10 protein-coding genes and 2 pseudogenes are annotated in these 13,835 nt (G+C 58.1%); all 12 read right to left on the reverse strand.

Going from position 1 to position 13,835, the window contains the following annotated elements; translation table 11 throughout:
• Nucleotides 1-51: 51 nt before the first annotated feature.
• The 12 genes and pseudogenes from hsdR to eat all read right to left on the reverse strand — a co-directional run bounded on the left by hsdR (nucleotide 52) and on the right by eat (nucleotide 13,832).
• Nucleotides 52-2,502 (reverse strand): EcoAI/FtnUII family type I restriction enzme subunit R, encoded by a 2,451-nt coding sequence (gene hsdR, locus LQ215_RS20265; protein ID WP_230152307.1) that lies wholly within the window; start codon nucleotides 2,500-2,502, stop codon nucleotides 52-54.
• Between the two features lie 69 nt (nucleotides 2,503-2,571).
• Nucleotides 2,572-2,739, reverse strand: a pseudogene (locus LQ215_RS20270) (integrase domain-containing protein); the annotation flags it as partial.
• A gap of 991 nt (nucleotides 2,740-3,730) precedes the next feature.
• Nucleotides 3,731-4,963, reverse strand: a pseudogene (locus LQ215_RS20275) (tyrosine-type recombinase/integrase).
• A 567-nt stretch (nucleotides 4,964-5,530) separates the two neighbouring features.
• A complete protein-coding gene (locus tag LQ215_RS20280) occupies nucleotides 5,531-6,262 on the reverse strand; it encodes a LexA family transcriptional regulator (RefSeq protein WP_230152285.1) in 732 nt (243 codons plus the stop codon).
• A gap of 196 nt (nucleotides 6,263-6,458) precedes the next feature.
• Nucleotides 6,459-6,986, reverse strand: coding sequence for an inorganic diphosphatase (ppa, locus tag LQ215_RS20285; RefSeq protein ID WP_003205933.1), 528 nt, complete (start codon nucleotides 6,984-6,986; stop codon nucleotides 6,459-6,461).
• Between the two features lie 111 nt (nucleotides 6,987-7,097).
• Entirely contained in the window at nucleotides 7,098-7,910 is an 813-nt protein-coding gene (locus tag LQ215_RS20290) for a zinc-dependent peptidase (RefSeq protein ID WP_230152286.1), read from the reverse strand.
• A 5-nt stretch (nucleotides 7,911-7,915) separates the two neighbouring features.
• The gene (locus LQ215_RS20295; RefSeq protein WP_230152287.1) at nucleotides 7,916-8,572 is read right to left on the reverse strand and encodes a DedA family protein; all 657 of its coding nucleotides are present in this window, start codon (nucleotides 8,570-8,572) and stop codon (nucleotides 7,916-7,918) included.
• 553 nt (nucleotides 8,573-9,125) lie between these two features.
• On the reverse strand, nucleotides 9,126-9,314 hold the full coding sequence (locus LQ215_RS20300) for a nucleoid-structuring protein H-NS (RefSeq protein WP_230152308.1): 189 nt from the start codon (nucleotides 9,312-9,314) through the stop codon (nucleotides 9,126-9,128).
• Between the two features lie 129 nt (nucleotides 9,315-9,443).
• Nucleotides 9,444-9,905 (reverse strand): GNAT family N-acetyltransferase, encoded by a 462-nt coding sequence (locus LQ215_RS20305; RefSeq protein ID WP_230152288.1) that lies wholly within the window; start codon nucleotides 9,903-9,905, stop codon nucleotides 9,444-9,446.
• Between the two features lie 107 nt (nucleotides 9,906-10,012).
• Nucleotides 10,013-10,837, reverse strand: a complete 825-nt coding sequence (gene eutC, locus LQ215_RS20310) for an ethanolamine ammonia-lyase subunit EutC (RefSeq protein WP_230152289.1) — start codon at nucleotides 10,835-10,837, stop codon at nucleotides 10,013-10,015.
• A 27-nt stretch (nucleotides 10,838-10,864) separates the two neighbouring features.
• Complete coding sequence (locus LQ215_RS20315) at nucleotides 10,865-12,259, reverse strand: ethanolamine ammonia-lyase subunit EutB (RefSeq protein WP_230152291.1); 1,395 nt, start codon at nucleotides 12,257-12,259, stop codon at nucleotides 10,865-10,867.
• 202 nt (nucleotides 12,260-12,461) lie between these two features.
• On the reverse strand, nucleotides 12,462-13,832 hold the full coding sequence (gene eat, locus LQ215_RS20320) for an ethanolamine permease (RefSeq protein WP_230152292.1): 1,371 nt from the start codon (nucleotides 13,830-13,832) through the stop codon (nucleotides 12,462-12,464).
• Between the last annotated feature and the right edge of the window lie 3 nt (nucleotides 13,833-13,835).

Raw genomic sequence — 13,835 nt, forward strand, 5'->3', positions numbered from 1 at the left:
GCATCACGCTTTTTGATGGGGAGCGCATATTGCGAATGACTGAAATAGGGTTTAGGCGGTTTGATCGCTCGCGTAGAGCTGATCCTCTAGTTCGCTTAGAGCCTGCTGGTATTGGGGCTTACCACCAAATTCTTTTTGTACAATTTGCATGGGATTACCCAGCGGTTTGAGCTTGGGGACCTTGAGCTCGGCAAAGCCTGATTGCTCCAGCTGACTGATGCCCGCATCGGCGTATTGGTCAATAAGTATGTTGAGCACGGTTTGGGCAACCTCAGAGTATTTGGTGAAGTAATTGCGCTTTCTAACATTTTCCGCGCGCTCCTTGCGGGTGAGCGGAGGCTGGTCGTAAACGATGTGGCAAATGAGGTCGAAGGGGTCCATGTCCTTCCCGACTTCTTCTTCCAAAGCCTGCCAGATAACCCCTTCGGTTGCCAACTCGTCGATGACCGCTTGCTTACGTTCACTGTCTTTCCACTTACGAACAAAATCGTCCAATGAGGCAAAGTGTTTGGTAACTGCATTGCGGGTATAATCTTTAAAAGATTCAGTCACCAGTTTGCCGTCGGTGTCGTAATACTGAACGCGCTCAGCAATTTTATTAACAACAACACCTTTCACGCGGTATTTGACGTAGGGTTCGCCTTCTCCGTCCCCGGTACGAGTGGTTGAGTCGCCACCCCACCCTTCTTCATCAGCGATGGTGCCGCCATTGGTACTGTTTTCACCTGATTCGGCGGTGTTCTCTGGGCTGTCTTCCTCATCCCCCTTGTTGAGTTCATCATCAAAGCCTGTGTCATCGTGGTCGATGATTTTGGTGGGATCGGTGACCATGATTTTTTCGGGGGTGCCGTCGAAGCGGTCATCAGCGAAGAGCTCCGTGGCCTTCTTGAAGTCGAGGATGGTAAACCAGAGTTTGTTATATTTATCGTTGATGCGGGTTCCGCGGCCGATGATTTGTTTAAACTTAGTCATCGACTGAATATTTTGATCCAGTACCACCAGTTTGCAAGTTTGGGCATCGACGCCGGTGCTCATCAATTCTGATGTGGTGGCGATAACTGGGTAGGCGCGCTTGGGATTAATAAAGTTATCTAACTGGGCCTTGCCGATTTCATCGTCGCCGGTAATTTTCATCACGTACTTATCGTTCTTGGCGACCTGATCTTTGTTGAGATTGACCAGTGCTCGGCGCATGCGCTCGGCATGATCAATGTCGTTACAGAAAACAATGGTCTTGGCCATCGGGTCTGTGCGCTTGAGGTAGGCGGTAATGGTTTCTGCCACCAGCTGGGTACGCTCGTCGATGACCATGACGCGATCGAAATCTTTCTGGTTGTAGATACGGTCTTTGATCAGCTCGCCATTTTGATCGAGTTGGCCCCTGGTAGGTCGCCAGCCTTGCAGGTCGACATCCAGATCCACCCGCACAACCTTGTAAGGGGCGAGAAAGCCATCTTCAATGCCTTCTTTGAGTGAGTAGGTGTAAACCGGCTCGTTGAAATAATCGATGTTGGAAACTTCATCCGTCTCTTTGGGTGTGGCTGTTAGGCCGATCTGGGTGGCCGAACCAAAGTATTCAAGGATTTCACGCCAGGCGCTGTCGTCCGCAGCACTGCCACGGTGGCATTCATCGATAACAATCAGGTCGAAAAAGTCGCGATCAACTTGCTTGTAAGCTTTCTGTTGTTCTTCTGGACCGGTGAGCGCTTGATAGAGAGCTAGATGAATCTCGTAGGATGGATCCACCCTGCGACCGGTGATTTTGGTCATAGCCTGGCCAAAAGGCTGAAAGTCATTGATGCGGGTTTGATCGACAAGGATGTTACGGTCGGCCAAGAAGAGAATGCGTTTCTTCTTTTGGGCTTTCCACAGGCGCCAAATGATTTGGAAGGCTGTATAGGTCTTGCCGGTACCGGTAGCCATCACCAACAGAATGCGATCTTGTCCGGCCGATACGGCTTCGATGGTTTTATTAATAGCCTGCAACTGGTAGTAGCGTGGTGACTTACCGCTGCCATCGTCGTAGTAGTCTTGGGTGATGAACGGTAGTTGGGCCTCTGTGAAACCCTTCCAGGCACAGTATTTCTGCCACAGGGTCTCGGGGCTGGGAAAGTCGGCCAGGGTGATTTCACTCTCTAGCTCGCCGCCTTGATCGACCGCAGTTTTATCGTGAAAGACGAAGCCATCGCCGTTACTGGCAAACACAAAGGGAACGTCCAGCAGGCGGGCGTAATCCAACCCCTGCTGCATGCCCTTGCCTATTTCGTGCTTATTGGCCTTAGCCTCTATCACTGCCAGTGGCATATTGGGTTTGTGGTAGAGCACTATGTCAGCTGATTTAACCGTTTTACGGGCACCTACCTGGCCGCGGACGATAACTTTACCGTCGCGTAACTTCACTTCTTGGCGGAGCTGTGTCATCGGGTCCCAGCCGGATTGTTTGACAGCCGGCAGGATGAGTTTGGTGATGATGTCCGTTTCTGAAAGCTGTAGTTTGTCCATAAAAGTTTGTTGTGCCGGCGGTGTGATGTTGTGACGCAACTATACGGTAATCCTCCCCTGAAATCAGAGCTCGTCAGACCGGTAACTGCGGACAAAAGTCTGCCATTTGTCACTGCTCGATATCACCATGCCGTGATACCCGCCGCCAAATAGATCACGTAGCGCCTGCGGCCTGGCATAACTCAGCTGCCGGCCATACCCAAAATTACGCCCATCGCGTCTACCTACCAGTGTCATGATCTAACTCCTCTCGAAGCGAACCCCTTAAAATTTTCCCCACGTCATCCCGCCAAGAATGTTGAGTGTTATCAGGGATCAAGGCCCCTGCGACCTGTGTGGGTTGTCCACTAACGCGGGACTGGCGGCTCTCTACGACCAGGAGCATGGGCATCTCATGATCTGGCCTCCTGAACACCGATACCGGTGGGCGGGTAGAGGCTGCACCGGCTGACGAGACCGGCGCCGCGAGATCCTGAGTCGGGTGAAGGCAGTGAAGCGATGACCGGGGCATACCTGACTGTCAGTCAGGTGCAGTCCATTCCCTAGGCTGCGGCACCATCATCTGCATCGCTGTTGCTGGTGATTTCGGTATTTGTCACGCCGATTGTCACGAGGGGGAATGCCGCAAAGCCTTGTACTAGGTGGGCTGCAGCAGCGGTAGGAGCGCCCGTCTCTTTCCGGGAGAAAGAGACGGGCGCAGGTTGGCGCAGTGAAATGGCCAAGCGAATAGGATGCTGCAGAGCAGCTATGTAAGGGGGTGAGTTGCCGCAGTGGGCATACAGGTAAAAGTAGGCATCCATCACATCGCTGTGACCGTGCGAGCCGCCGGACGCTAATCGCACTTTGGGAGAACCACCACGGTGTGGCGTAGCCTTGAAGGTTCTGGCTACCTGGGTTGCTGTCAACGACAGCGCTTTGCCCGACCTTTTCTACGCCTGTGGAGAATTCGGGTCAAGGCTCGAATTGTTGGGAGTTCTGCGACTGCGGATGAAATTATCCACCGATGGAAATTAGTGGTTTTCCACAGACAATTGCGTGGGCTTTAGATTTTTTAAGTGAGGTCCCTTTAAGTAGGGAGGCTACGCATCCCTACTTAAAGGGACCTGGCTTTAAAGCCGGTACCCAGAGACCTCGTGGTTCTACGCCAATGTTGGTTGCGCCGCAGTTACAGGGCTGTCGCCTTGATGCATGGGGTCCAAGGTCCGACGCAATCAGCGGTTGCGCCTCATCATTCTCCCGGCGTTTCACGTTGAGTCTCATCCGCGTGTTCAGGTGTGGATGTAGCGTAGATAGCCCACGCGTGCATCAGCTCCCGTCGCTTATCAAAAAAGTCTGATCGAGAGTATGCGCTTTACGTTTCTCCGCGCTCATCATGGGCCAGCGCGAGTTCGCAGATATCTCTCGGGAAAGGCGTCTTTTCACCTGCCCAGTCCCGGAAGGTTGAGCGGAAACCGTGACGAGTGATGTGCTCATAACCCAGTGCATGTAGCAAATTACGAATGCCATTAGCATGCATCACGCCGCTTCGGCCGTGGCCAGGAAAAACGTAGGAATTTCTAGTGTTGATTTTCGGAAGGCCTTTCAAAAGTGAAACCACCTCTGGAGCCAGGGGGATCGCGAACGCTTGCCGGGTTTTCATGCGCTCATCAGGCAGAGACCATCGACCCGACACCAAGTCAAACTCATCCCAGCGTGCGAATCGGACCATATGCGAGCGAGCGCCGGTTAGAATCAGTAACTGAGCCGCGACAGACGCGTGGCTGGGGTCCCTACGTAAGGCTTCCATGAGCCTCGGCAGGTCCTGCCATTTCAGCGCAGGATGATGCTGGCGTTTGCGAGCTTTCTTTTTCTCATGCCGGCTGAGCAGATTTTCCAGGTGGCCGCGCCAGCGTGCAGGATTCTCTCCGGTCCTGAGGCCGCGGGCTCTGGCGGCATCGAGTATCTGTTCGATTTGCCCACGTACTTCGTCAGCCGTCCGCGTTTTGGTCGACCATAGTGGATGGAGGACCTTGATCAAATGTTTGGTCTCGATCTGGTTAGCTGACAGCTTTCCTATTGTAGGGAAGGCATAGAGCTCGAGTTTTCTCAGCCAGCCCTTTCGCCATTTCTCCGACCACCTCAAGCCATGGGCATCTCGGTAGTCGGCGGCCAATTTCTCGAAGGTAATTAGCTGTGCCATTTCTCGGCGTTCAGCTTCACGCTGAGTGGCTTGTTCAGCCTGTCGTTTGGCTAGGGGATCTGTGCCGTTGAGGATCTGGACTTTATGTTCATACGCGGCGGCGCGGGCTTTTTTCAGATTGAGTTGTGGATAGCCACCCAGCCCCATCTCTCGCCGTTTGCCGTGTAGCTGGAAGCGCAGCACCCAAAATTTCCGGCCTGAGTCCTTGATGACCATGCGTAATCCATCGCCGTCTTCATAGGTTCCTGGAACGGTCAAATTTTCGACTTGTTTCGCGGTCAGCTAGCCCATTTTTCTACCCTCAGTTCCCCCACCGGTTCCCCACTTGGTCGTGGAAGAGGGCGGATCAAAACAGAAGTCACAGGAACAAAAATAGGCTGAAAGCATTGTTCTAGCGAGGCTGTCGAGGATTTCAGTAGATGAGGCTGGCTTTCAAAAAAGCATTAAAAAGCCGGCTTATGGCCGGCTTCTCGTTGACTGATTCAGCTCGTTTTTGACAAACCTTACCAGCCTTCAAAACGTACATCCGGCTCTTGCGGCCGGCTGTGGGACTTGGTCAGAAAGTGATCTGCCTTGTCGGTGCGAGGCGTGGGCTCGCAAATGTGGGGCGGAGGATACGCGGGTTTGGTTCAGAAGCCCAGTGGTAAGTGGTGTGGAATCATTGGGTTAGGGTGATTCAGGGGGAAGGCAGGGGGCTGCTGCGCAGCCCAGCGGGAGCAAGCTCCCTCGCCACAAAAGCTCCCTGCCACAAAGATTTCTGCCACAAAGGCTCTTTGCCACAAAAGCTTCCTGTCACAAAGGCTCCTCAGCGCAAGGAGCTTTGCCTGTCTGTCTGTCCGTTCGGGTGGGTTAGTCGGATACCGGCGGTCTTTGTTTGTTGAGGGTTGACCACCAGAACACCCAGCCGATCACGTGGATGTGTTGCGCGTCGATCTGTTCGGCGCTGAAGACCTCGTCGGGGTACGCAGCGCTGTTGTGGCTACGCAGGCGCAGTCGGTTGCCGGGGATTCTGTGCAGATATTTGATGCGCAGCATGCCGTCGTGTTCTAGGGCATAGATTTGGCCGTCGACGATTTGGGTCAGGCCGCGGTCGATGGCGAGGGTGGAGCCGTCGGCGATGCGTTCGGCCATGCTGTCGCCGACCATGGTGATGCAGATGGCGTCGCTGGGGTTTATTTCCAGGGATTCGAGGTGGCTGCGGGGCAGGCGGATGGATTGGTCGGGGATTTCGACGATGTGGGTTTTGGTTTCGCCGGGGGCGATGGGGACTTCCTTGTAGAAAGGCAGTTCGATGTCCGTGGGTTCCGCCACGCTGTAGACGCCATCGTTTTCGGCCGCCTCGTAGGTGGTGCCGGGGCCGAGGCCCAATGGGGTTTGCGGGCCTTCGCCGGTGGCGAGCCATTGCGGGCTGACGGTCAGCAGGCTGGCGATGCTGTAGATGCGCCCCGGCGGGATGCCACGGTTGAACCAGTTGTTCACGTGCTGGGATTTCACGCCGTACAGCTTCGCGAAGTCGGCGGATCGAATATTGGCTTCTTTTAGAAGGGCTCTGAAGCGGTCGCCACTGGAAAGTATTTTCATAAACGAAAAGTTTAGAGACGAGGATGTTTTCGGCAATAAACATGTCGTTCAAATATATAAGACGATCTTTCCGTTTGCAGGATCTGAAAGGTGCGGGCTAAACGCGCTTAAACGCTGTTAATACAGTTTCGTATTGGGAACCATTAAGACATAAAAAAACCCCGGGGCAAACCGGGGTTCTTTATCAAGTTATGTTTCAGCCTTTGTAGGCGGCAACCGACTTGGTGATCGCTTCGCGGGCGGCGTCTGCACCGGCCCAGCCTTCGATCTTGACCCACTTGCCTTTTTCGAGATCTTTGTAGTTCGCGAAGAAGTGTTCGATCTGCTGGATCAGCAGCGGTGGCAGGTCGGTGTATTCCTTCACGTCGACGTACAGTTGCGACAGTTTGTCGTGTGGCACTGCGATGACTTTGGCATCGCCGCCGCCGTCGTCGGTCATGTTCAGGATGCCGACTGGACGGGCGCGGATGACCGAGCCTGGGGCCACTGGGTATGGGGTCACGACCAGCACGTCGAGGGGGTCGCCGTCGTCGGCCAGGGTGTTGGGGATGTAACCGTAGTTGGCCGGGTAGAACATGGGGGTGGCCATGAAACGGTCAACGAACAGGCAGTCGCTGTCTTTGTCGATTTCGTATTTGATCGGGGCGTGGTTGGCCGGGATTTCGATCGCGACGTAGATGTCGTTCGGCAGGTCTTTGCCAGCCGGAATCTTGCTGTAGCTCATTGGGCGGTGCCCCCGTTAGTTGACCAAATGACTGGTCGGATTGACCAAAAAGTGGCGGCGATTATAGGCATATTCAGCCGCTGTTGCCACGTTACCAGGGTCTTAGAGACCTTAGTATGACGCCTGATAGACCGGATCTTCGGCTTGAAGTTGCCGCAGCCGCGCCAACGGATCCTGGCGGTAGAAGGCCTTGAGCTGTTCGTAGACCTTGGGATAGGCCTGGTGCAGCAGGTCTGGGGCGCTGAAGAAGTATTCGCTGGTGACGGCGAAGAACTCCGCCGGGTTTTCGGCGGCGTAGGGGTCGATGACGGTTTGTGCGTCGGGGTTGTGGTCGAGTTGGCGGTCGAGGTCGTCGAAGGCCTGTTGCATGGCCTCGGCCCAGTCGCTGACGCGCATGTCGGCGTGCAGCGGTGGCAGGCCGTTGGCGTCGCCGTTGAGCATGTCGAGTTTGTGCGCCAGTTCGTGGATCACCAGGTTGTAGCCGTCCCAGCCGCCGCTGGCCATCACGCCGTCCCAGGCCAGGATGATCGGGCCTTGGGGCCAGGCTTCGCCGCTGTGTTCGCCGTCCCACTCGTGTTCGATGCCGCTGGCGTCGCGGTAGCGCTGGGGGCTGAGGAAGTCGTCGGGGTAGAGGACGATTTCGTGGAAGCCCTGGTACCAATTCAGTTCGCCCAGGTGCATCAGCGGCAATTGCGCCTGGGCGGCGAGCAGCAGGCGTTGTTCCTGGTGCAGTTCGACGCCGGGCAGGGCGCTGAGGTGTTTGTCGTGCAGGAACAGCACGCAGGCTTCCCGCAGCCATTGGTCCTCGGCGGCGCTGATGCCGTCGAGGAAGCTCAATTGCTGGCGCACGCGCTGCCAGGTGTCCTCGGCCACGGGGTGTTTGGCGAGGGTGCGTCGGCGGCGCCAGTTGCTCAGGGACCACATAACGATCAGCGCGGTTGGGCTTTCGAGGCGCGCTGGTTCATTTTGCTGCGCACCAGGCTGATGATCATCGGCAGCAGCGACAGCAGGATGATGCCGACGACCAGCAGCGACAGGTTCTGCTTGATGAATGGCACGTTGCCGAAGAAGTAGCCGAGGGTCACCAGGCCGCCGACCCAGAGGACGGTGCCGAGGACGCTGAAGCCAAAGAAGCGCAGGTAATTCATCTTGCCGACGCCGGCGACGAAGGGCGCGAAGGTGCGGATGATCGGCAGGAAGCGCGCCAGGGTCACGGTTTTGCCGCCGTGTTTGTCGTAGAAGTCGTGGGTTTGCTGCAGGTAGTCGCGGCGGAAGATTTTCGAGTTGGGGTTGCTGAACAGTTTTTCGCCAGCGGTGCGGCCGATGAGGTAGTTGGTGCTGTCGCCGAGGATGGCCGCGAGCATCAGCAGGCCGCCCAGCAGAACTGGGTCCATGGCGCCACCGGCGGCGACGGCGCCGGCGATGAACAGCAGGGAATCGCCAGGCAGGAAGGGCATGACCACCAGGCCGGTTTCACAGAAGATCACCAGGAACAGGATGGCGTAGACCCACGTCCCGTAGTTGGTCACCAGCATGTCGAGGTAGACGTCGAGATGCAGAATGAGGTCGAGGGGGTTGAAATCCATGCATAGCACCTGTGGTGGCGGCCCGACTCGGCAGGCTTGTGGGTCTGGCTTTGAGTATGACTACAGAGTGTGTAGCTTTTTCTTACAAGCCGGGAAGAGCGGCATTATACGGCGAGGATTGTGAAGCGCGTGTTGAGTTTGTAGCTGGGGATTTCGGTGGTTTTGTGGGCAGTGGAGCACTCTGTGGGGGTGGGCTTGCTCGCGATGGCGGTGTAGCAGTCAGTATTGATGTTGCCTGACGGACCGCTATCGCGAGCAAGCTCGCTCCCACAGGGGATTGTGGTGAACATTGGTTTTTTGTGCATGCCTCAAAACCAATGTGGGCTAGTCAGTATTGATGTTGCCTGACAGACCGCTATCGCGAGCAGGCTCGCTCCCACAGGGGGTTGCGGTGAGTATTAGTTTTTGTGCGCGCCTCAGAACCCGTGTGGGAGCGGGGTACGACTGGGAGAGCCAGGCCGGCTGTCAGGCCGCCTCGCGAGCAAGCTTTGCTCCCACAGGTCCTGCTCAAACAGATCTGATGGGTGTACGACCGAAAGAGCCAGGTCGGCTACTAGGCCGCCTCGGAACGGACGTTGATCTCGGGCGCCCCGTTAACCACGCTGGCCGAACGCAGGCATTGTGGAGTGGGCATCCCGGCATGGATGCCGGGATAGCCGCGCTGGGCCATGGATGGCCCTTCGCGGCGGGCCCACGGAGCAATGCCGGAGTGAGGGCACACCGAGCCTAGGCGAGGTGCCAAGTGGTGGGGCAAGAGCGTTTTGGTTACTTTTGCGCTCTTCAAAAGTGACCCGCTGTAAGAGCGGAACCATAAGTAGCCGTTACCGCAGCAACGGATATGTCCCCGACCTCCAACATTGCTCTGAGCGCTTCAAATCCCTTCGCTAATCGGCAACACATAGTTCTTGAACTCGGTATCTTCCTTGAACCCAATCGACTCATAGGTCTTCTGCGCCACGTCGTTGTTGCTGCTGGTGGAGACGCGCATACGCACGGCGTTGGTTTCCTTGGCCATTTTTTTCGCGGTGCGGATCAGGTTGTCGGCCACCAGTTGGCGGCGGGCGTCTTCGGCGACGTAGATGTCGTTGAGGATCCACACGCGCTTGAGCGACAGCGACGAAAAGCTCGGGTAGAGCTGGCAGAAGCCCAGCAACTTGTTGTCGTCGTCATCCGGCAAGGCCAGGTAGATCACCGATTCCTTGCGGCGCAGGCGTTTTTCGAGGAAGGCTCGGGACGAATCCGGGTAGGGCAGGGAGCCGTAGAATTCCCGGTATTTGACGAACAATGGGGTCAGCAGGTCCAGGTGTTCCAGGGTCGCTTGGATAATCCGCATGGTAGGTCTCGTCTGCAAGGGTCGACAGGTATTCAGACAACAATGTCGCGCTGCCGTGCTTTTGATGCTGCCTGAAAGCGGATCAAAAACGCAATCGGATAAACGGATCAGCTTGGGGGCGGCGCCAGTAGGAAATTACCTTTCATATCGGCAGCGTTTTCCGACTCTAGAGTGTTTACCTGGGCTTCGTCCTTCAGATTGACCCCCGAAAGCTGCCGGCGACAGGCCTCGCGCATCAGGTAGATCAGGCGGTGGGCGGCCATGCCGTAGCTCAGGCCTTCGAGGCGGACATTGGAGATGCTGTTGCGATAAGCATCGGTCAGGCCGACCTTGGGCGCGTAGGTGAAATACAGCCCCAGGCTGTCGGGGGAGCTGAGGCCGGGGCGTTCGCCGATCAAAATCACCGACATTTTTGCGCCGAGCCGCTGCGCCACTTCATCGGCCACGGCAACGCGGCCTTGCTCCACTAAAACTATTGGCGACACAGACCAACCGTCAGCAGCGATCTGCTCTTCCAGCCGCGCCAGGAACGGCAAGGTATGGCGATGCACCGCCAGCGCCGACAGGCCATCCGCCACGACGATGGCCAGGTCCACGCCGCCAGGGTGGGCCGCCGCGTAATCCTGCAGGACCTGCGCAGAGGCGTCGTCGAGCCGTCGGCCCAGGTCCGGGCGCTGTAGATAACTGTGTCGGTCGGCCGCCGCGCTGTGGAGCAGCAGGCTTTCACGACCGCGCTCGGTTAGCTGTGCGCGAATACCCTGGTGATCGAACGCCAGGTGCACCGCATCGCGGGCCTGGGCGTGGGCGTATTGGAAGTCCAATTGCGCCTGGGTCGGCAGGCTGGTGCCGGTGCGGCCCAGGGCGATGCGCGCCGGGGTCAGGTTGCGCAGGTTCAGCCAAGGGTTTTGTGGATCGACAGGTTTTTTATCCATGGGCAGTTCTCTCATCCCCAATGCGGCTTATCCCAAATGAGCTAATGCGTGACGAAACGCCGGCGGCAGGTTGTCGCCGAACCGCACCCGGCCATCGGCCTGGGTGAAGATGCCCATGTTCGCCAGCCATGTTTCGAATTCCGGCGCCGGCTTCAGGCCCAAGGTCTGGCGGGCGTAGAGGGCGTCGTGGAACGAGGTGGTCTGGTAGTTGAGCATGATGTCGTCGGAGCCGGGGATGCCCATGATGAAGTTGATCCCGGCCACGCCCAGCAGGGTCAGCAGGGTGTCCATGTCGTCCTGGTCGGCTTCGGCGTGGTTGGTGTAGCAGATGTCGCAGCCCATCGGCACGCCCAAAAGCTTGCCGCAGAAGTGGTCTTCGAGGCCGGCGCGGATGATCTGTTTGCCGTTGTACAGGTACTCCGGGCCGATGAATCCTACAACCGTGTTCACCAGGAACGGGTTGAAATGCCGTGCCACGGCGTAGGCCCGCGTCTCGCAGGTCTGTTGATCGACGCCGTGGTGGGCGTTGGCCGACAGCGCGCTGCCCTGGCCGGTTTCGAAATACATCAGGTTGTTGCCGAGGGTGCCGCGATTCAGGCTGAGCCCGGCGTCGTAGCCTTCTTTCAAGAGGCTCAGGCTGATGCCGAAACTGGCGTTGGCCGCTTCGGTGCCGGCGATGGACTGGAACACCAGGTCCAGGGGCACCCCGCGGTTTGCCGCTTCGATGGAGGTGGTGACGTGGGTCAGCACGCAGCCTTGGGTGGGGATGTCGTAGCGCTGGATGATGGCGTCGAGCATTTCCAGCATGGCGCAGATCGAGGCGGTGCTGTCGGTGGCCGGGTTGATGCCGATCATGGCGTCACCGTTGCCGTAGAGCAGGCCGTCGAGGATGCTCGCGGCGATGCCGGCGGGTTCGTCGGTGGGGTGGTTGGGTTGCAGGCGGGTGGACAGGCGCCCGCGCAGGCCGAGGGTGCCGCGGAACTTGGTCACCACGCGGATTTTTTGCGCCACCAGCACCAGGTCTTGCACGCGCATGATCTTCGACACGGCGGCGACCATTTCCGGCGTCAGGCCCGGGGCCAGTGCCCGCAGGCTCTGTTCATCGGCGGCGTCGCTGAGCAGCCAATCGCGAAAACCGCCGACGGTGAGGTGGCTGACGGTGGCGAAAGCTTGTTTATCGTGCGTGTCGACGATCAGCCGGGTGACTTCGTCGACCTCGTAAGGAATCAGCATTTCTTGCAGGAAATGGCTGAGGGGCAGGTCGGCCAGCGCCATCTGCGCTGCCACGCGCTCGCCATCGTTGAGCGCCGCGACCTCGGCCAGAAAATCCCCGGAACGCGCCGGGCTGGCCTTGGCCATCAGGTCTTTGAGGCTGTCGAAGCGGTAGGTCTGGGCGCCGACGGAATGGGCGAATGCGGCCATGGGGCGGTGTCCTCCTGGTTCTCTAAATAACTCAAATACAACCCGTCCCCCTTGTGGGAGCGAGCTTGCTCGCGATAGCGGAGTGTCAGCAAAATACTTGTCGACTGATACACAGCTATCGCGAGCAAGCTCGCTCCCACAGGGGGCGGTGTGCACTTTTAAATAGCAGGCACCGGACCTTCAGCCCGGTGCCGGTGCAACTTCAGATACCTGTGAGCATAGCGTCCGCCGGTGCATCGGAGCGTTGCTTGGCGGTCAGTTGGAAATACAGGTAGCCGACCACCATGAACGCCAGGAACACCAGGCCGATCACGGTGTTGAACCACGCCATCGCCACCAGGCACACCACCGCCAGGAACAGCGCAATGCCCGGCACGATCGGGTAGCCCGGGGCGCGGAAGGTGCGTTCCAGGTTAGGTTCGGTCTTACGCAGCCTGAACAGGCTGAGCATGCTGATGATGTACATGACGATGGCGCCGAACACCGACATGGTGATCATCGCCGCCGTCAGCGTCATGCCTTGCAGGTTGACCAGGCCATCGCTGTAGATCGCCGCGATGCCGATGACGCCGCCGGCCAGGATCGCCCGGTGCGGGGTCTGGAAGCGCGACAGTTTCGCCAGGCCACGGGGCAGGTAACCGGCCCGGGCCAGGGCGAAGAATTGCCGCGAGTAACCGAGGATGATCCCGTGGAAACTCGCCACCAGGCCGAACAGGCCGATCCACACCAGCATGTGCATCCACGTTGAATCGTTGCCGACCACGGCCTTCATGGCCTGGGGCAGCGGGTCGTTGATGTTCGACAGGGTGCGCCAGTCGCCCACGCCGCCGGCCATGATCATCACGCCGATGGCCAGGAACACCAGGGTCAGGATGCCGCTGACATAGGCGCGGGGAATCGTGCGTTTCGGGTCCTTGGCTTCTTCGGCGGCCATGGCCGCGCCTTCGATGGCAAGGAAGAACCAGATCGCGAAGGGGATCGCCGCGAAAATGCCCGGGATCGAGGCGAGGCTAAACTCATTGGAGCCGGCCCAGCCGTTGAGCACGAAGTTACTGAAGCTGAAGCCCGGCGCGACCACGCCCATGAACACCAGCAACTCGGCGACCGCCAGCACGGTGACCACCAGCTCGAACGCCGCGGCGATGCTGACGCCGAGGATGTTCAGGGTCATGAACACGATGTAGGCGCCGACCGCCGCCAGCTTGGGGTCCAGCTCGGGGAATTGCACGTTGAGGTAGGCGCCAATCGCCATGGCGATCGCCGGGGGCGCAAAGACGAATTCGATCAGGGTGGCGATCCCGGCGATCAACCCGCCTTTCTCGCCGAAGGCCCGTCGGCTGTAGGCAAAAGGCCCGCCGGCGTGAGGAATGGCGGTAGTCAGTTCGGTGAAACTGAAGATGAAGCAGGTGTACATCAACGCCACCATGAGGGCAGTGACGAGAAACCCCAGGGTCCCTGCGGTGCCCCAGCCGTAGCTCCAGCCGAAGTATTCGCCGGAAATCACCAGGCCGACGGCAATGCCCCATAAATGCAGGGTGCCGAGTGTGGGTTTGAGTTGAGTGGTAGAAGTCATAAG

This window comes from Pseudomonas brassicacearum (assembly GCF_918698105.1).
Taxonomy (GTDB): Bacteria; Pseudomonadota; Gammaproteobacteria; order Pseudomonadales; family Pseudomonadaceae; genus Aquipseudomonas; species Aquipseudomonas brassicacearum_F.